Annotated in this window: 16 protein-coding genes and 3 pseudogenes; 15 read left to right on the forward strand and 4 right to left on the reverse strand. The window is 64.9% G+C overall.

Annotated elements, in window-relative coordinates; all coding sequences use genetic code 11:
- Positions 1–225 precede the first annotated feature (225 nt).
- Positions 226–1260 carry a methyltransferase gene (locus DL519_RS16365; RefSeq protein WP_449619124.1) on the forward strand — a complete coding sequence of 345 codons (1035 nt, stop codon included), beginning with the start codon at positions 226–228 and terminating at the stop codon, positions 1258–1260.
- Between the two features lie 284 nt (positions 1261–1544).
- Here DL519_RS16365 and DL519_RS50715 read toward each other — a convergent pair.
- A pseudogene (locus DL519_RS50715) lies at positions 1545–1652 on the reverse strand (hypothetical protein); the annotation flags it as partial.
- 60 nt (positions 1653–1712) lie between these two features.
- On the opposite strand from DL519_RS50715, the pseudogene DL519_RS16370 reads away from it, so the two are divergent.
- From DL519_RS16370 to DL519_RS16400, 7 genes and pseudogenes are all read left to right on the forward strand, one after another.
- A pseudogene (locus DL519_RS16370) lies at positions 1713–2221 on the forward strand (transposase); the annotation flags it as partial.
- Positions 2222–2412: 191 nt separating this feature from the next.
- Complete coding sequence (locus DL519_RS16375; protein WP_190816039.1) at positions 2413–2610, forward strand: helix-turn-helix domain-containing protein; 198 nt, start codon at positions 2413–2415, stop codon at positions 2608–2610.
- Positions 2611–3024: 414 nt separating this feature from the next.
- Complete coding sequence (locus tag DL519_RS16380) at positions 3025–3303, forward strand: oxygenase MpaB family protein (RefSeq protein ID WP_190816041.1); 279 nt, start codon at positions 3025–3027, stop codon at positions 3301–3303.
- Between the two features lie 50 nt (positions 3304–3353).
- On the forward strand, positions 3354–3674 hold the full coding sequence (locus tag DL519_RS16385) for a hypothetical protein (protein ID WP_190816043.1): 321 nt from the start codon (positions 3354–3356) through the stop codon (positions 3672–3674).
- Positions 3671–4711, forward strand: a complete 1041-nt coding sequence (locus DL519_RS16390) for an IS630 family transposase (RefSeq protein ID WP_190812640.1) — start codon at positions 3671–3673, stop codon at positions 4709–4711. The genes DL519_RS16385 and DL519_RS16390 overlap by 4 nt, the downstream gene beginning before the upstream one ends.
- Positions 4712–5432: 721 nt before the next feature.
- Positions 5433–5690: a hypothetical protein gene (locus DL519_RS16395; RefSeq protein WP_190816045.1), complete on the forward strand. Its 258-nt coding sequence runs from the start codon at positions 5433–5435 to the stop codon at positions 5688–5690.
- Between the two features lie 9 nt (positions 5691–5699).
- A complete protein-coding gene (locus DL519_RS16400; protein ID WP_223839096.1) occupies positions 5700–6638 on the forward strand; it encodes a Ppx/GppA phosphatase family protein in 939 nt (312 codons plus the stop codon).
- A 436-nt stretch (positions 6639–7074) separates the two neighbouring features.
- Here DL519_RS16400 and DL519_RS16405 read toward each other — a convergent pair whose 3' ends face one another.
- Positions 7075–7521, reverse strand: coding sequence for a hypothetical protein (locus tag DL519_RS16405; RefSeq protein WP_190816046.1), 447 nt, complete (start codon positions 7519–7521; stop codon positions 7075–7077).
- A 693-nt stretch (positions 7522–8214) separates the two neighbouring features.
- Here DL519_RS16405 and DL519_RS16410 point away from each other — a divergent pair.
- Positions 8215–8835 carry a hypothetical protein gene (locus tag DL519_RS16410; RefSeq protein WP_223839098.1) on the forward strand — a complete coding sequence of 207 codons (621 nt, stop codon included), beginning with the start codon at positions 8215–8217 and terminating at the stop codon, positions 8833–8835.
- 78 nt (positions 8836–8913) lie between these two features.
- Here the strand turns inward: DL519_RS16410 and DL519_RS16415 are convergent, their stop codons facing one another.
- Together DL519_RS16415 and DL519_RS16420 are read right to left on the reverse strand one after the other, a co-directional pair.
- The gene (locus DL519_RS16415) at positions 8914–10005 is read right to left on the reverse strand and encodes an IS630 family transposase (protein WP_190816048.1); all 1092 of its coding nucleotides are present in this window, start codon (positions 10003–10005) and stop codon (positions 8914–8916) included.
- A gap of 260 nt (positions 10006–10265) precedes the next feature.
- Complete coding sequence (locus tag DL519_RS16420; RefSeq protein WP_190816050.1) at positions 10266–12764, reverse strand: alkaline phosphatase D family protein; 2499 nt, start codon at positions 12762–12764, stop codon at positions 10266–10268.
- Between the two features lie 562 nt (positions 12765–13326).
- Here DL519_RS16420 and DL519_RS16425 point away from each other — a divergent pair.
- The 6 genes and pseudogenes from DL519_RS16425 (at position 13327) to DL519_RS16450 (ending at position 18127) form a co-directional block, all read left to right on the forward strand.
- Positions 13327–13599, forward strand: coding sequence for a DDE-type integrase/transposase/recombinase (locus DL519_RS16425; protein ID WP_190816053.1), 273 nt, complete (start codon positions 13327–13329; stop codon positions 13597–13599).
- 84 nt (positions 13600–13683) lie between these two features.
- Entirely contained in the window at positions 13684–14775 is a 1092-nt protein-coding gene (locus DL519_RS16430; protein WP_190813989.1) for a tyrosine-type recombinase/integrase, read from the forward strand.
- On the forward strand, positions 14735–16645 hold the full coding sequence (locus tag DL519_RS16435) for a tyrosine-type recombinase/integrase (RefSeq protein WP_190816055.1): 1911 nt from the start codon (positions 14735–14737) through the stop codon (positions 16643–16645). Before DL519_RS16430 ends, DL519_RS16435 begins: the two co-directional genes overlap by 41 nt.
- Positions 16642–16941 (forward strand): DUF6262 family protein, encoded by a 300-nt coding sequence (locus DL519_RS16440; RefSeq protein ID WP_190816057.1) that lies wholly within the window; start codon positions 16642–16644, stop codon positions 16939–16941. Before DL519_RS16435 ends, DL519_RS16440 begins: the two co-directional genes overlap by 4 nt.
- 472 nt (positions 16942–17413) lie before the next feature.
- Positions 17414–17623: pseudogene (locus DL519_RS50030) on the forward strand (IS3 family transposase); the annotation flags it as partial.
- Positions 17624–17755: 132 nt separating this feature from the next.
- Complete coding sequence (locus tag DL519_RS16450; protein ID WP_190816060.1) at positions 17756–18127, forward strand: hypothetical protein; 372 nt, start codon at positions 17756–17758, stop codon at positions 18125–18127.
- Positions 18128–18568 lie beyond the last annotated feature (441 nt).

The following is an 18568-nucleotide window of genomic DNA, read 5'->3' on the forward strand; positions in this document are numbered from 1 at the left end:
TTCCTCGACCAGATCCGAAAGAAGGTCGACTTGCGCAACGGCGGCACGCAGGACCAACTCGGACTCCGCCTCAATCCTGACCAGTGCACGGGCACTCGATCGGATGGACTGCTCCTGTGGCTGCGAGATTTTGGATATCTTTGACAGAAGAGCACTTTCGCGGATATAGGCTGATCCGATGGCTCGATCGAAACCCCCACACGTCCCGACAGGAAGGCTTGGCCTTTGAAGACTCACGACGCCGCGTCCGGAACGACGGCCACCGTACAACTCCAGCGAATCATCGGAGGGCACTTGGCCTACCACGTCCTTGGCGCCGCCGCTCGATTGGACATAGCCGACCATCTGCGCGAAGGCCCGCTCACGGCTTCCGAGTTGAGCGACCTCATCGGCGGCGACGATCCCGAAATAGTTGACAAATTCCTGCGAGTGGCCGAAACGATCGGTCTGGTGCGCAGGACCAGCTCCGGTCAGCTGGCGGAGACCGAACTGCTCGCTCTGCTGCGGCGCGACGGGGGGCGGTATCGGAGTACCGTCCTGGCCCTCACAGCCCCGGGTTTCAACCGCCCCAGCGAGATGATGCACCGCGCAGTGCTCAGCGGCAGGGCGCATACCGCGCAGGTGCTGGGCACTGATCTGTGGGGTTACTACGGCACCAACCCCGAAGAAGCCAAATGGTTCGGCGGCGCCATGACCGACCTGACCAACTTGGTCGCAGACCTGGTGCTGGCCCGGTACGAATTCTCCGGACGCGGCACGATCATGGATGTCGGCGGCAGCCATGGCATATTCCTGTCCCGGATCCTGCACGCCCAACCGGACGCGAAGGGTGTGCTGTTCGACCGCATGGAGGTGGTCGAAGAAGCCCGCAATCACCTAGATCAGGACATCCGAACCCGCATCCAGATCGTCGGCGGAAACTTCTTCGAGGGAGTTCCCGAAGGCGGGGATCTCTACATCCTGAAGAGCGTGCTGTGTGACTGGGACGACCAGAGCTGCCTGCAAATACTCTCCCGCATCCGGAACGCCGCCATGCCCGGTGCTTCGCTACTGATCGTCGACTGGTTGTACCCTGACGAGTCCGACCCCGGCTTGGACGCGATCTACCTCCAGCAGGCGATCTCGGTCAACGGCCGGGTCCGCAACCAGGAACAGTTCGAATCTCTCCTAAAGGCAACAGGTTTCGCGGTCACGAGGGTCGAACGAACCACTCCGGAGAACTGGATCCCGGCGACAATCATCGAAGCGATCCGCCGGTGATGACCGCGAGCACCTCCTCCTGGTGTTCGGCAGGCAGAAGTGGCCTGCGGGCAAGACCGGGAGGTGCACTCCATTGTCTCGTCTATGAACCTTGATCGGGTTATTGATCATTAGCTGTTGGGTGTCGGGCAGGCTTGCTCGGGAAGGTCAAGACTGGTGGAGGTGGTGGATGCCTGTCGGGGCTTCCTCCCACGGTAGTTGATCGCTGGCTTCGGTTCCTCGCTTCGTGCTGATGAGAGTGCACGGGTCGATGTCCGGGGTGCAGGCGGTTCCAGCGTGTCGGTCTACCGATGCTCTGGTGTTGGCCGTTTCGGGTAGAGCCGGGTCATCGCGTGGATCGTGTCGGTCATGCGTGCGACCAGTTCGGCGGGAGCGAGCACCTGGACGTCCGGGCCGAGGCGGGGGTGTCAGGTGGGTTGTGTACAAGATCCGATAGTTGATGGAGTACGCAGATGGCCACGACTGATCAGCAGCAGGAAGGGAATCCGTTCGGGCGGCCGCCGGGCAGCCGGGATCGGCGCGGGACGCGGTCAACGAGATGGTCGACGCGGGCCTGCTTGACGGGATGATGGACGCCATCGATCGGGATGGGCTGGCGTTGACCGGGCAGGGTGGGTTCCTGCCTGAGCTGGTCAAGGCCGTGCTGGAGCGCGGTCTACGGACCGAGATCTCGGAACATCTCGGCTATGACAAGGGCGATCCGGCCGGGCGGGGCAGCCCGAACTCCCGCAACGGCACCAGCGCCAAGACCCTCTCGACCGAGGTCGGCGACGTGGACTTGGACGTGCCCCGCGACCGCAACGGCAGTTTCGAGCCGCGGCTGGTCCCGAAGGGCTTTCGCCGGGCTGGCGGCCTGGACGAGATCATCATCATCTCGCTGTACGCGGGCGGGATGACCGTCCGCGACATCCAGCACCACGTGCAGCGCACCTACGGAACCGAGCTCTCGCACGAGACGATCTGAACCGTCGCGGTTTCGGTAGAGGCGTTGATGTGCCCCGGCGCCGGCGGAGTCAGGTTACTCGATCATCGTCATCTCAGTGCCCCGACTGGAGGTTGCCTCGCATGCCCCGGAGATACCCACCGGAGTTCCGCCGTGGGAATGGATCACCGGCGGCGAAAGGCTGATGACCAACGGACTGTCCTTTCCCCTTGCTGGAAACCCTCAACGCCTACCTCTCGAACCAACGCTCATGGCAGCGCACCAGCGCGACACTCCACGTCCACCGGCAAACCGTCCTCTACCGCATACGCAAGATCGAAGAGCTCACCCACCACGACCTCAGCGAAACAAGCGACATTGCCGAACTGTGGCTGGCGCTGCGCGCACTCGAACTCATCTCCCAGTGAGTGCCTGCTGATCTCGGGGAAGCGAACGCGGTATTTAGCCGAAGTCGCGTCTGCTGACCGCGCAAACCCCGTGCCCCGCGGAGCGGTGAACGTGCGAGGTCTCGGCTACTCTTCTGGAGTTCCCAAAGCCGCTGCGGGCAAGTTCCGCGACATGACCGGAGCTTTCGTACCCGCTGCCCGTGCGTTACGGCTGGGCCAACGCCGCCCAGGTCCTGCACCGGACGACCCGCGTCCACGCCCAGGCCACCCGTCGGGTCGTGGAGACCACCCAGTTCCTGCAGGACGTACACGTACAGGCCGACGGTGGGCTGCCAACCCCCGAGGGCCACGGGATGCGGTCGGCGCAGAAGATCCGGCTGCTCCACGCCACCCATCCGATACTTCCTGCGGACCAGCGACGACTGGGACTCGGCAGTGCTCGGCCTGGCCGCGAACCAGGAAGATCTGGCCGCCGCCATGGGCACCTTCTCCGTGTGCCTGCCCCGGGGGCTGGTGGCGCTCGGCGTGGACCTGCCCGACCACGACCGCGACGACTGCTTCCACGTCTGGTCGGTCGTCGGCCACCTACTCGGCGTCGACCCGCAACTTATGCCCGCCGGGATCGACGAAGGGGTCGCTCTGATGGAGCGGATCTGGGGCCGCCAGACCGCGGAATCCGACGCCGGGAAGGTCTTCACCGCCGCACTGGTGTAGTCCGTGCGTAATGTGCTCGGTCCCGCGCTGCACGGCACCCCATCGAGGCGATGATCCCGCGCTTCTGCGGCGACGAGTTCGCCGACCTGCTCGCCGTCGACCCCGCGGACCGGACCGCCCTCGCTGCCGGCCGCGCCTCAACCGTCAACACGGTCTACGGCAAGACCGGCGACCACAGCGAACTCGCCGCGTCGATCGCCAGCAGGATTGGCGAGCTTCTCCTCGACGCCCGCCCTCCACACGGCCAACCGCAGCAACCGCTACGACTGGACCATTCCCAACTGCGAACAACAGCACCGCGAAGGCTCGCGATGAACACCACAGCTATTGATCGGGAACTTATAGGTGTGATCTTCGTTGTTCTGGCATGATCGCTGGTGTGCGGGACGCGCGGAGGTTGTCGCCTGAGGCGCAGGAGGATTTGCGGCGCAGGGTGGTCGCTGCTGTTCATGGTGGGATGAGTCAGGTCGAGGCGGCCCGGGTGTTCGCGGTGGCCCCGCAGTCGGTGTCCAGATGGGTGCAGGCGTGGCGGAAACGTGGCTCGAAGGGTCTCACCGGGCGTCGCCGGGGTCGCAAGCCCGGCGAGCAGAAAGCGTTGAGTGCCCGCCGGCAGCGCAAGCTGCGGTATGCGGTGGCCGAGCACACCCCGGCCACGTTCGGGCTGACCGGCCTGGTGTGGACCCGCAAGACAGTGGCCGAGCTGATCCGGGTGCGCCACGGCATCGTGTTGAACCTGCGCACCGTCGGCAACTACCTGCGTTCCTGGGGATTGTCGCCGCAGAAACCGATCCGCAAGGCCTACGAACAGGACCCCGAGTCCGTACGCCGATGGCTGGAGGAGGACTACCTGGCCATCGCCGCCCGCGCCCGCCGCGAGGGCGCACTGATCCTGTGGCTGGACCAGACCGGGATCCGCTCCGACGCCACCGTAGCCCGCACCTGGGCACCGGCGGGCCAGACACCGGTGGTGGGCAAAACGGGCAAACGATTCAGCGTGAACGCGATGTGCGCGATCGGGAACAAAGGCGAGCTGTACTTCACCGTCTACACCGGCTCGTTCAACGGCAAGGTGTTCCTGTCGTTCCTGGACCGGCTGACCCGCCATCTGGACCGCAAGGTCCACCTGATCGTTGACGGACACCCCGTCCACCGCCGCAAGACCATCCAGCAATGGATCACCAAGCACGCTGAGGCGATCGCGATGCACTTCCTGCCGGGATACAGCCCCGAACTCAACCCCGACGAGCTACTCAATGCCGACCTCAAACGCACCGTTTCCACCAGCACAGCCCCCAAAACCCGCGCCGAGTTGAAACAAGCGGTCCGCTCCTTCCTCCACCGGCTCCAGAAGCTGCCCGACCGAGTTCGCTCCTACTTCGGCAAACCCGAAGTTCGCTACGCCGCCTAACATCACACATTTGCCACCCGGATCAATAACATCCCTTTTCCAGGTCGTAGTGGACCGACCCCGTCAGGCAAGTGCGAGTTCCTTCGGCCCTAGGCACACGTCCAACTCTGCCAGCGTCTCGTCGTTCACGTCGACCGGGCGCAGCGTGTGCGGCAGCGAGCGGACGGCGTCAGCGGCGATGAACGCGTCCTGGGTAGTGGTCGGCGATCCGTCGCATGGCCGAACCGGTGCCCGCAGGCCCGGGCAACCATTCGACGCCTCACCATAAACCGTCTGGTGACGCTCAAAGGGGCGACGCGACAGAACCCAGATCGCACCGCCGCAACACCGCGGTCCGTGCCAGCAGCCGCATGTTCGCCCGGGACCAGCCGTATCCAGGCCGTGCAGCGTCGGGTGGTCAGGAACTCTGACCGCGGAGTACTCCTCCCGTGTTGTCAACGGAAGAGCTGTCGCCTGGTCAGCGCGGATCGTTCACTTAGATGGCGGTTTCTGTTACCACAAGTGAAGATTTGCAGGCTTCGAGGATGCGCGATGCCGGCAGCGGATCACACTTCTTGACCTGACCGCCTCGAGATCGTTTCTCTATTCTCAGGCCGTGCGGCTGAGCCGCTGACCGGGCATGTAGATCGAAAGGCGGGCTATGCACGCTTACTACTGTGCGAAGTGCAAGAACGAACAAACAGATCCTGCGGATGCGCTGAAGTTCGCGGCCTCGATCGGCTTGGAATTGTGGCTGCCGAAGGATGAGGTGACGTTCGACTTTCCCCACGGCGCGCAGCAGTGCCAGACGGCGATCGAGAAAGCGGAATGTGTGATCTGCCAGCCTCCGATAGGCAACGACTGCTCCTGGGAACTCGGATACGCCATCGGGATCGGCAAACCAGTCTACGTCATCGGAACGCTGGCCGAGCAGGACTGGATGACCAAGCTCGGCGTCACTCACGTGGACCCGGCGTCGTTGGCTGCCGAGAAAGAATGAGGTCCTGCCGTGACTCAGCACAGTCGGCGGCCCACCGGCAAAGCAGTGGGGCGCCGCAGAGTAGCGGCGATCGACTGCGGGACGAACTCGATCCGGATGCTGGTTGCCGACCTCGGTGCCGACGGGCATTTGACGGAAGTCACGAAACGGTTCGACATCGTCCGTTTGGGTCAGAGAGTCGACGAACACGGCTCGATCTCCCGCGAATCCTTCGAACGAGCGCGCGCCGTGTTGGCCGAATACGCAGGAACCATCACCACGGCCAGTGTGGAGCGCGTGCGCATGTGCACCACATGGATCTCCCGACGAGCGTCCAACAACGACGAATTCCGCACACTGGTCCAAGAGACACTCGGCTGCGCACCGGAAGACATCACCAGCGACGAGGAAGCACGGCTCGCTTTCGCCGGGGCTACCAGCGGTCTTCCGCAGGCGAGCTACCTGGTCGCCGACATCGGTGGCGGGTCCACACAGCTCGCGCTGGGAACAGCAGGTTTCGTGGACAGATCCGTCTCCGTCGGCCTGGGCTGCGTACGCCTGACCGAACGCCACCTGCGGTCGGATCCTCCAGCCTCGGGCGAACTCGCGGCGGTACAGGACGAGATCACGGCACTGGCCGACCAGGCACTGGCCGAACTTCCCGATTTGTCGGGCACTCGGCTTCTCGGTGTCTCCGAAGCAGTCGGCACAGTTGCCGCCATCGCGCTTCCTGGACGAAGGCTCCATCACGCACGAATGACCTACGACCAGGTCGATTACGTGACAGAGCGGGTGCTGGGAATGTCCTTCGCCCAGCGACAAGCGCTGCCCGGAATCCACACAGGTATGGCCGATGTACTACCCGTCAGCGCGCTCAGCGTGCGTACGGTGATGCAATGTGCCCGGGCCAAGGAGCTGATCATCAGCGAGCACGACATCCTGCATGGAATCGCTTACTCCCTGAGATAAGCGGGATCAGATCCCAATGCCGAACAGCATCACGGCGAGCGGGCAATCGAATCCACCGACGCACCGAGTCCCGAACACCCTGCCAGCCCGGCAGGGTGTTCGGCGGCGGGTGTCAGGTCTGCCGCCACGGGCTTCCGGCGCCTCTGATGGACGCCTAGCCGCAAACCTTTGCGTAGTCGGTTTCCTCGACCGCTTCCATCCTCATACACCACGACAGGCGCGAAAACGTATGCCGCGAAGGTCTCGCATGCCTCGCGTATGTCGGCCTCGGCGTGGAGTTAGGCAAACGAGTTGCCAAGGCAGAGGATCACGTCAGAGGTGACACCATGCGAAGGTGCCCAGACATGGTGCCGAAGATGCCGCGCTACTCGCGAGCATCTTCGGCACCTTCGCCTTCCAGCACCCACTCCCACGCGCCGCTGGCGAAACCGGCTTTTCATCGAACCAGCACGAACACCAGCAGGCTCAGACCACAGCCCAGCACGAACACGGCATAGAGGATGTCGACACCGTGCGGGGGATGCTCGGCTATGCCGGCCACGATCGCCGCCGCCGGCAACCAGGCGAGCAGCAGCACACATGTCAGCCTGTTGCGGCGGACCCGCATCCCGGAGCGCGACGACCACGGTCGCGGTGACCACCCACCGGTCAGCCAGGGCGGCAGCCGCCGGACGAACACCAGGACCAGCGTGCAGGCGAAGCCCAGAGCCAGACCGATCACGGTCGTCGACGTCCAGCCACCAGCGAGGTGGATCGCGGCGAGTACAGCGAAGACCCCAAGGAACCACCAGCGCGGACGCCAGGCAACGTCCTCGGCCGCCACCTCGGCCGGCTCGGGAACAGGCGACTTTTCGGCCGCTGATTCAGCTCCGTCGGAAACCACCACACCACCCTTGCCCAAACAGACCTGCCGATAGCGTATCGAGCGCGATCTGAGCACTCTCGCGCCGAAGGGCACCACAGCAGGGAGTCCCCGCGCCCCACTGCGCTGGCTGGCCGGCGACTTCGGGTTGCGTGATCTCGTCGCCGACAGCGGAAACACAGCAGCCATCGCCGCATATGAACAGGCCACTGCTCAGGCAGCAGAGGCAAAACTAGATGGCAACGCTGCGCGACGCAGCGACGTCATGTCCCGGGACACCGTCACAAGCAGCGACACGCTGTCGAGTGCGGGATCAACCGCCTCAAACGGAACCGAGCCGTGGCCACCAGATACGACAAGCTTGCCGTCCGCTACGAGCCACCGTCACCATCGCAGGGATCAACGAGTGGCTCCCATGACTTTCGAAACAGGCCCAAGCGCCCGCCGCCTGGTCCAAGCCCCGGCGCGCGACAGCCACACCCGAACTCGCGTTGTCGCGGTTGGGAATACCCACAACCGGCTCTCCGCGCGCGGGGCGCCCCAGCAACGGCGCCCCGACACGGTGCTGCGTGGAACGGACGAGAGTGCGCTCCGACGCCAGCCCCGAGCACCTGTGCGGTTCGAGCCCGCGGACGAACTGCGGCTCTCCGTCCTGTCCTCGCTGATCCCCGCCGCCGCTGGGCGCAGGTCTTCCCAGACACGCCGAGCACACTGATGGCCTGGCACCGCACGCTTGTGGCCCGCCGGTGGGACTACTCCGATCGGCGCCGACCTGGACGACCGCCCACAAGGCCGGCCATCAAGAAGCTCGTGCTACGCCTCGCCCGCGAAAACAGTCAGTGGGGACACCGCCGGATCCGGGGCGAACTGGCCCGGCTCGGACACCCGATCGCCGCCTCCACCGTCTGGGAAATCCTGCACGTAGGCGGCATCGATCCGGCCCCGCGCCACAGCGGCCCGACCTGGCGTGAGTTCCTGTCCGCACAAGCCAGCCGTCTGATCGCCTGCGACGTCCTGAGCATCGACACCACCGGCCTACAACGCCCATACTCCCTGGTCTTCCTAGAACACCGAACGCGGCGCCTGCACATCACCGGCGTCACCGCACACCCGACGGCGCCTGGGTTACTCAGCAAGCGCGCGACGTCGCCACCGACCTCGGCACGCGTATGGACTCGCTGCGTTTCCGCACCGGAGACCGCAAACAGCAAGTACACCGACGATATCGAGATCATCAAGACACCGGCGCGGGCGCCACGAGCGAATGTGCACTGCGAGAGAGCGATCGGCAGCCTCCATCGAGAAGTCCTCGACCACTCCCCTCATCATCGGTAAGACCCATGCACGCCGCGTTCTCACCGAGTACCAAGAGCACTACAACAAACACCGCCCCCACCGGGCCCGCAACTAGAACTAGTGTCCTGCGCCGGAGATTCGTTGACAATATGATCGGAGTGACTCCAAGATCTCGTCAGCGCTCTTCGTCCAGATGAACGGCCGGGGATCGTTGTTCCACTCGTCGATCCAGTTGCGGATATCGGCCTCGAGTGCCTGGACGCTGGTGTGCACGCCGCGTTGCAGGAGTTTGGTGGTCAATTCGCCGAACCAGCGTTCGACCTGGTTGATCCAGGACGATCCGGTCGGGATGAAGTGGATTTGGAATCGGGGATGCTTCGCTAGCCATTTCTGGATGATCTCGGTTTTGTGGGTGGCGTAGTTGTCACAAATGACATGGACGCCTAACTCCGCCGGTACGGTTTTGTCGATCTTGGTGAGAAATTTGCGGAACTCGACCGAGCGGTGCCGGCGGTGCAGCGAGGAGATGACCTTGCCGGTGGCGATGTCGAAGGCGGCGAACAGGCTGGTGACGCCGTGACGGACGTAGTCGTGGGTGCGCCGCTCGGGCATGCCGGGCATCATCGGCAACACCGGCTGGGACCTCTCCAGCGCTTGCACCTGGGATTTCTCATCGGTGCACAGAACCACTGCGTTCTCGGGCGGGTTCATATACAGGCCGACGACGTTACGGACCTTCTCGATGAACTGCGGATCGGTAGAGAGCTTGAATGTGTCGGCCAAGTGGGGTTTAAGGTTGAACGCTTTCCAGATCCGTCCCACGGTCGATTTACTCAGCCCGGAACGCTTCGCCATCGATGTACGCGACCAATGCGTCGCGTTGTTCGGTTTCTCTTCCAACGTCGAGACGACCACCTTCTCCACCTGTTCGTCGGTGATCTTCCGCGGCGCGCCTGGGCGATCCTCGTCGACCAACCCCTTCAGTCGTCGCTGGACAAACCGCGACCGCCACTTGCCCACCGTCGGCCGCGACACCCGCAACTTCTCGGCGGCATCCACATTGGACAAACCATCGGCGCATGCCAGCACAATCCGACACCGCAACGCCAAAGCCTGCGAACTCTTCGCCCGCCGAGCCCAACGCTGCAACGTCGAACGCTCATCGTCGGTCAGCACCAACTCAGCCTTCGGCCGCCCAGTCCTCGCCATTCCCGCAGTATAGCCATTTCGACCATGAATTTCCGGTGCAGGACACTAGATACCACCCGAAGCCCAGGGACAACCCACCCCCGGTACAGGATTCGCCCACCCGCCACGTCCTACGCACCCACGTCCGGGGGCGTCACCAACGAGTACCGATACACCCCTTGAGCAGCAACGACGAATAATCGAGCCCCCCACAGGCCCGGTTGCGGGACGTGGCGGGAAGTTCCCGGCAGTGTCCCCAATGGACGTCACGTCCTGCTTGCTCACAGCCGGGCGAGCGCTGCGAACGGGTCGGAGTCCGCTCCACTGCCGACGGCGGCTACTCGTCGTCGGAGGGTGAACGTCGCTCCTGGTTCGAGGGCCACCTGCAGCTGGCTCATGATCCAGTTTCCATTGCCGTAGGCGCCGAATGACGAGTTCTCGTAGAGCAGCCCGTAGGTCTGGCGGTCGGAACCGGTCATCCCGATCCACGTCCCGCTCGGCGCGTAGTCGCCAGGGCTTCCGTAGCCGGTGGTGATGGTTCCATGTCCGGCGATCCCGCTGCGCTGCCCCGCGCCGTCGTGGTCGATCACGTCGCCAGTCCAGAAGGTGCAGGCCTGCGCGCCCCGGTTGGTGAACGTGGTCTCCGCGGTGATCCACGGCTGGCCGTTGTCGATGCGGTAGGTGGTGACCACTTCCACGTCGGGGAAATCGGTGCTGGCTCCGGCGGCGCGGACGACGGCCGACGAGTCGGTGGTCGCCACGACCTCGACCGAGGTGTACTTGACCGTGAGCTGCTGCCACGCGTTGGCGCCGCGGGGCTGCGCGGTCGAGGCGTACGAGAGGTTCAGCCAGTCGAGCTGGTCGAGGTTCCCCACCGCGGCCAGGTCGAGCGGTTTGCCGACGGTGGCACCGGGCAACTGGCCGTCATTGCTCCCCGCCGACACCGCCAGCGCCATCAGGTCGTTACCGATGACGATGTCAGACGTCGTGGCCTGCGATTGCGGTCCGGGCACGGTGCGACCAGTGCTGGCGTGCGCGACCGCTCGCGACAAGCGGAGGTCAACCCGAGTCGGTTTCCCCGATTCGCCCGTCGTCACGCTGCTGGCGCGGTTGTAGCCCACGCCGTTGGCGGCGACGGTGTACGTGCCGGGCGGGACGAAAACGATGTATTCGCCGGAAGGATCGGTGGTGCTCGCCGTCACCCGGTTGCCATCGGCGCCGGTGATCGCCACTTCGACGTTCGGCAGCGCGGCGCCGGTGGAATCGTCGGTGACCTTGCCGACGAGACCGTCACCCGCGTCGATCCGTTGGGCGCCCGGGATGCCGTCGCGCACTTCGAATGCGGCGATCGTGTACGCAGGAGAGGCCGCATCCCTCGCGTTGAGCACGATCCGCAGGTCGCTGCGCCAGCGCTGCGCAGTGACGTCGCACAGCACGTAGCCCCGATAGCTGCCGTTGTAGAACTTGACGTGCGGATTGGCCGCCAGACCCTGCCGGACGTCGGCGTCCCAGCCCGCTCCGGAGGAGATCGAGGTGCCGACGAACTCGGTGGCGATGGTCTCCGAAGCCGGGTCGGTGAAGTCGGTCCTGAGGTCGTTGACCCAGTGCGTGTGCCAGTCGCCGCTGAGCACGACAGGGTTGGACGGTCGGCGTTGGTCGATGAAGTCGAGGATGCGGGAGCGGGCCGCCGGGTAACCGTCCCACTGGTCGAGGTTGACGATCTGTCCCGGACCGAGGTCGTAGTCGAAGGCGGCCATGATCGTCTGCTGCGCGATCACGTTCCACTTGGCTGCGGACTCGCTCAGTCCCTGCAGCAGCCACTGTTCCTGCGCGGGCCCGGTCATCGTGCGGGCGGGGTCATACACCTCGCCGGCCGGCGCCTTGCGTCCGTCGCCGAGTGCCTGGTCCGAGCGGTACTGGCGGGTGTCCAGGACGCTGAACTCGGCGAGGCGCCCGAAGCGGATTCGCCGGTACATCAACGCCTCCGGCCCATGGGGCTGTTGTTCCGGCCGCATCGGCAGGTGCTCGTAGTACGCCTGGTAGCCGTTGGCGCGCCGTTCGAGGAACGGCCGTCCGTCGCCGGCCCCTCCGGCGACCGCACCGGCGTAGTTGTTCTGCACTTCGTGGTCATCCCAGGTGAGGATGAACGGGAAACGCGCGTGCGCGGCACGCAGGTCCGGCGAGGTCTTGTACCACGCGTGCAGCCCGCGGAACTCGGTCAGGCTGCCGTTCGCGGTCTCGTAGATGTAGTCGCCGAGGTGGATCACGAAGTCGACGTCCTGGTCGGCGAGATCGCGGTAGGCGGGGTAGGGCCCGCCCACCCACGACTGGCAGGAGACGAACGCGAACCGCATCCGGTCGACCGGGGCGCCGAGCGGCGGCATGGTGCGCGTGCGGCCGATCCGGCTGTAGGTCCCGTCGGCCTGGAAGCGGTACCAGTACCAGCGGCCCGGAGCGAGATCGCGCACCAGGACGTGCACCGTGTGAGCCGACTCCAGGCGAGCGGTCGCCGTGCCGGATTGCAGGACCTGGCGGAAGTTTTCGTCGGCCGCGATTTCCCAACGAACAGGTACCTGTTCCGCTGGCATGCCACCGGTTTCGGCGTTCAACGGATCAGGCGCCAACCTCGTCCAGAGCACGACGCTGTCGTGATTCGGCTCGCCCGAGGCCACGCCGAGCTTGAACGGAGCGGGGTCCAGATCGGCTGCCTGCGCTGACGGTGTGCCGTCGACGAGTTGGCCTGCGGTCACAGCACCGAGGGTTCCTCCCGCCAACGCCATGAAACGCCTTCTGTTGATGGAGAAAGGAACCACGTTTCACTCCGCGCGCTTCGAGCCATGATCCGACCAGGACAGCCTTGATCGTCTTGCTGGCCAACAGCTGAAGCGGCAGTGAACCCGCGGAGTAGCCTCCATGTCGCAAACTCCGTGCTGTCGTCGAACTCGCACCAGGCAGCGACTCACCAGCCGTCAGGTAACGACGGGGCAGGCAGAATGCTGGACCTGGCTGACCGTTACCGGTCGCACACCACGCGTAGTTCGCGGCTGGAGCGGGTTGCTCCGGGGGTGTGACGCCGCGCGGTTCGGTGCCTACCGTCGGACGGGTGCGGCCACCACAGTGAAGGTGACACGAATGGATCGGCCGACAGTGCGGGATGAGGCGCGAGAGCTGGTGCGCAACGTGAAGGACCTGACCGTGTGCGGCTCGACGGAGCCGAATCAGCGCCCGCCCGGACACACCGGGCGGGCTCTGATTCAAATGCGAACACTGCCCGCCGTGATCTTGATTCGAGTGGTCAGTGGTACCCCGCATCCCTCGCAGTAGGTTCCGTCAGCCGACGTCGTGTCCGCTGAGATCATCAGCGGGCTTCCCGAAAGCGATCTGGTCGGAAGGGGGCGAGAAGCGGCCGGGCACGCGATGGCCGAACACATACGTGCCGATCTGGTCTGCGACGCGATCGAACTGGCCCGCGCTCGGGGACTGATCGGCCCGGCCGCGATCTTCCACTCCGACCGCGGCAGTCAGTACACCTCAGCCCAGTTCCGTACCATCCTCAGCACTGCGGGCATGCGCCCGTCGATGGGCAGACTCGGGTCGTCCCTCTTAACCGGCTAATAGTTGTGTTTGGGCTGGTCAGCGACATGCTGCGGTAGTGGTACTTGCCTGCTCGAAGTGGTCAGTGCTGGTACGTCTGTCCTTATGAACACCGAGGCCGGTATTCGGCTTGAGGAACACGACGGTGGCTGGGCGTTGGCCGGGCCGGCCGCGTCGGGGTTTGGGTTGGTGGATGAGTACTTGGCTCATCTGGCCGATCGGAACTACTCACCGAAGACCGTGCGGGCCTATGGTTACGACCTTTTGGCGTTCTGCCGGTGGCTCGTTGCCGAGGAGCAGCCGTTGCCGGAGGTGACCACCGAGGTGCTGTTGCGGTTCTTGCGTGCCTGCCGTGAGGCGACGGTTCCGGGCCGGCCGGGGCCGAACGTGATCACGTTGTCGGGGCGTCGGATGGATCAGTACGCCGTCACGACGATCAATCGTCGGTTGGCGGCGATCTCGGGTTTGTTCGGGTTCGCGGCGATGCGGGACCCGGACATGAAAAATCCTGTCCCCAAGGGCAAGGAGGCCCGCTGGCGGGTAGCGGGTGAGCGCAGCGGGATGCTCGCACATACCGTTCGTCGGCCGAAGAACCGCTCGTCGCTGCGGCTTCGGGAGCCCGGCCGCCTGCCCACGGCGCTGTCGCAGTCCGATGCGGCGGAGCTGTTGGCGAGCTTCCACACATGGCGGGACAGGGCGATCGCGGGCTTGATGCTGTATTGCGGGCTGCGCTCCGCCGAAGTGCTGGGCCTGAACATCGCCGATGTCGATATCGGCGGCCGATGGCTGCAGGTGCTCGGTAAGGGCCAGCGGGAACGCCGCGTCCCGCTGGACCCTGATGTCGGCTCGGTCATCCAGGTGTATTTGCTGGCCGAGCGGCCGGAATCCGGCAGTCCTCGCCTGTTTCTCGTGGCCAAGGGACCGAACCGGGGCCAGCCGTTGACCGCGGCCGGGCTGCGCACGATCTTCCGCTATCACCGTGGAATCACCGGCATCGTCGGAGGACATCCCCACGCGCTGCGACACACCTTCGGCACCGCCCTGGCCGAAGCGGGGGTTGATCTCGCGGTGATGCAAGCCCTGCTCGGCCACGCTCATGTCGACACCACCGCCCGCTACATCCATCTGGCTCCGGCCCACGTGAAAGCAGAATTCGATGCCGCTCGCGATCGCCTCCGCTCCCAATCCCAGCAATGATCTGCACATCGCCTATCTGGACTATCTTCAGCAGACAGGACGGGGAAACGCTGCCTACTCGTGGGCGGCTCGGGTGTTCTTCGGGCGCTGGCCGGACCCGCGAGGGTGGGTGGCCGAGTCGTTGGAGACTCGCTTGTCGGCTGGGAGCTCGACTCGGCCGATCATCACGTTCCTGATGCTGCACCGGGTGCTGCAACCGGGCTATGACTATCTGCTGGAACGCAAACTCTCCAGCATCTGGCGGGAAATCAAAGACTCACCGCTGAGACCAGACCTCGATCGGTTCATGACCGCGGCCGCCGAGCTCGGGTTCACCGAACGGGTCCGGTTCGCCACCGGCTCCCAAGTGCCGGTCCGGCTGCTCATCCAGACTGGACGGTCGCTGGACCGGATCACCGTGGCCGATCTGGACGAGTTCCGGGCTGCGTGTCAGGAGCGCGAGACGCGAACTGGCAAGGGCCACAAGCACTATCTGGCGGCGGCCAGTAACGCCCAGCGCGTGCTGTTTCACCTGGGAATCGTCGATGAGCTGCCACGCTCGGGCGGCCCGGTCCCGTTCACGCAAAGGCTTTCCGGCCTACAGCCACCGATCCGCGAGACGATGATCGCCTATTTGGAACGCAAACGGGCAACCTGCCAACCGAAAACGGTGTCGGCGATCGCAACCCGGCTCAAACACTTCGGAGTGTTCCTGGCCGACATCGACCCCGAACTCGGGTCCATCGCCGAGCTCGATCGCCGCAAACACATCGAGCCCTACCTGACGTCGCTGGTCGACGCGATCAGCGCGAAGAACAATGAGCTCATCACCGTCGCGGACCGGTCCCGGCGAGTGCTCACACTGATGGGCTTTCTGACCGACATCACCGAGTGGGGCTGGCCGCAAGCACCACCCCGCAAGCTGATGTTCCGCGACGATGTCCCCAAACTCCCGCATACCCTGCCCCGCTATCTACCAGTCGACATCGACCGACGACTCACCGAGGTGCTCACCGAAGGGCCCGGCAACGAACTGGCCGCAACAGCCCTGCGACTGCAACGCGCCTGCGGGCTGCGCATCGGAGAGGTCCTCGACCTCGAACTCGACTGCGTCCACGAAGTCCCCGACCACGGCCACTGGCTGAAAATCCCGCTCGGCAAACTGGAAACAGAGCGGATGATCCCCATCGATGACGACATCCTCGACCTGATCGACCACATCACCGCCATCCGCTCCCACGGACGACCCATGCCGCACCCCCGCTACCGGCGTCCCGCCCAGTTCCTGTTCACCCACCACGGCCGGCGACTGTCCCAAAGCGCAGTCCGTCACGAACTCAACCGCGCTGCTCAGGCCGCGGGACTTGACCACCTCACCCCGCACCAGCTCCGCCACACCTACGCCACCGCCCTGGTCAACGCCGGGGTCTCACTCCAAGCACTGATGGCGCTGCTGGGCCATGTTTCCGCCGAAATGAGCCTGCGCTACGGGCGACTGTTCGATACCACCGTCCGAGCCGAATACGAACGAGGCCTCGACCTCGCCAAACAACAGGCCCGCACCTCCACCACCGGCAGGATCGGCCTGCCACTGGCCGACATCACCGGCGGAGCCGACTGGAAAGACACCCCACTGCTCAAATCCCGCCTCGCCGGCGGATTCTGCCTGCGCGCACCCGCCCAAGACGCCTGCCCCTACGCCAACATCTGCGAGCACTGCCCCAGCTTCCACACCGAAGCCAGCTCGCTGCCCATCCTCGCAGCCCAGCGCGTCGACGCCGAAGCACTGGCCCGCGACGCCGAACAACGCGGCTGGATCACCGAAGCCCAACGACACCAACGACTCATCGCCCGACTCGACACCCTGATCAACGAGGCCCAAGCAGGATGACCAAAACCAACACTCTCAACCGCGTCGAACGCGCCTGCACACAACTCATCCACGACGGCCACGCCGTCACCTTCACGGCCATTGCTGCTCGCACCGGACTGGGCCGCACCACCCTCTACCGCAACCCCACCCTCCGCGCCGTCATCGAACACCACCGACACCAGACCAGCACTAACGGCACCCTCACCGGCTTCACCGACGAGATCGCCACCCTCCGCACCGCACTCGACGCCCTCGCCACCCGAGTACGCCACCACGAAGAACAACTCCGACGCCTCACAGCCAGAAACGACTGAAAGCGTTAACCGGTCAATCACCGGAAACCGAGATCATTAGCCGGATAAAGCTACGACAATGCCGCCGCGGAATCATTCTTCGCCGACCCTGCTGGCTAATTCCGCGAGGGGCTGGGGCTGGTGTCACTGCGGGAGTGGTCCGGTTCTGCCTCGCCAACCGGTGTGCGGTGAACGGCCTGTTCACCTCGATAGACGACACGAATGGTCCGTTCGCTCCGTTCATCCGATGTGAGCCCGGGGCTGTTGGTGTGCGGTGAACGGCCTGTTCGCTTCGGTAGGAGCCTGTTGCGTTTTCGGCGAAAACGGCTGAACCGAAGTACCAAATCAGTCTCGATCGCCGCCGTTTGTCCGCCAGTGGCCATCTCAGCCGTGATCGATCGATCACGGTCCGTGGTGGGCGTAATTTTGCAACAGGCTCGTAGACGACACGAACGGTCCGTTCACTTCACGCCCGCACCTTCCCAAACAGCCCCAACACCGCGCCGAATTAACCAGCAGGGTCTTCGCCACGCTCAAAACCGAGATCGGTACCCAGGTCTGGGACACCCGTGAACAGGCCCGGCAGGCCGTGTTCGCCTACCTCAACTACTACAACCACGACCGTCTACATTCGACACTCGGATACCGAACACCATCCGAAACCCGCATCAGCTATCATCAACCCAACGCCCACGCGGCATAATACCCCGATGTCCGGCTCTGGGGTGGAACCTCAATCCGCCGCCTCGCACGAGCCAACCACCTGCGCCCCAAGTATCTGCGCCGCTGCCTGCACGACACCGAAACTGGCGACATCCGCCTGGACTGGCTGGCCGTGACGGCAGGACGACCACAAGCGTCGCTCGAACGCGCCTTCGCCGACACCCGGCCTCAACCTCCACGACCGAATGCACGCAAGACCGACAAGGCCGCACTGCTTCTGACGCTGCGCGGCGAAGCCATCGACCGGGGCCTGCCCATCCGCAGCATCGCCGACCGTCACGGAGTAGGGCAACGCACGGTGCTTCAAGCACTGGAATCGCCCGTCCCGCGCCCCGGCAAGCAATACCCGTCACGAAGATCGCGCCTGGAACCGTTCCACGACACGATCGACGAAATCCTGCGCCAGGAAGCAGGGACCCCACGCCGCTCCCGCCGCACCGTGAGGTCCATTTTATGGACGAGCTTGTCGACCGGCACGGCATGACAGACGTCTCCTACCCCGTCCTCCGCAACTACATCGCCCACCAACGAGGGCTCACCCGACTGCCTGCCCCGGTCAAGGCCACCCACACCAGCCCCCGTCCCCGACGCACCCCACGTCCAGGTCACCAGCGCATCGCGCGGTCAAGCACCACGACCTGTCTCGACTGCGACGCCTGCTCGACGCAGGCCACCTGCTGTCGCGTCGAGCCCGAGCCGTACGTGGCCGTTTGCACCGGTGCCTTGGCGGAGGCGACGACAATGCGCTCCAAGCCGTCCGGGGGACGAGCCGGTGCTGGCGCAGGGCCGTCTGCGCCGCCGAGTCCGGCGAGCACCTCCCGCTTTCCGTCCGGAATGGCACCACCGTGACCGCCTACACCGGTGCAGGGACGCGCCTTCGTAGCGCCTTACTCCATCGAGTCAACGGCGGGCGTCCGAAAAATTT

The sequence above is a fragment of the Saccharopolyspora pogona genome (genome assembly GCF_014697215.1).
Classification (GTDB): Bacteria; Actinomycetota; Actinomycetes; order Mycobacteriales; family Pseudonocardiaceae; genus Saccharopolyspora; species Saccharopolyspora hattusasensis.

Excerpts from the sequence above, each read along its gene's own strand:
- DL519_RS16415 (WP_190816048.1), bottom strand. The coding sequence starts at position 10,005 with ATGGCGAGGACTGGGCGGCCGAAGGCTGAGTTGGTGCTGACCGACGAT.
- DL519_RS16440 (WP_190816057.1), top strand. The coding sequence starts at position 16,642 with ATGACCAAAACCAACACTCTCAACCGCGTCGAACGCGCCTGCACACAA.
- DL519_RS16385 (WP_190816043.1), top strand. The coding sequence starts at position 3,354 with ATGATCCCGCGCTTCTGCGGCGACGAGTTCGCCGACCTGCTCGCCGTC.
- DL519_RS16410 (WP_223839098.1), top strand. The coding sequence starts at position 8,215 with ATGGCCTGGCACCGCACGCTTGTGGCCCGCCGGTGGGACTACTCCGAT.
- DL519_RS16420 (WP_190816050.1), bottom strand. The coding sequence starts at position 12,764 with ATGGCGTTGGCGGGAGGAACCCTCGGTGCTGTGACCGCAGGCCAACTC.
- DL519_RS16430 (WP_190813989.1), top strand. The coding sequence starts at position 13,684 with ATGAACACCGAGGCCGGTATTCGGCTTGAGGAACACGACGGTGGCTGG.
- DL519_RS16435 (WP_190816055.1), top strand. The coding sequence starts at position 14,735 with ATGCCGCTCGCGATCGCCTCCGCTCCCAATCCCAGCAATGATCTGCAC.
- DL519_RS16390 (WP_190812640.1), top strand. The coding sequence starts at position 3,671 with ATGATCGCTGGTGTGCGGGACGCGCGGAGGTTGTCGCCTGAGGCGCAG.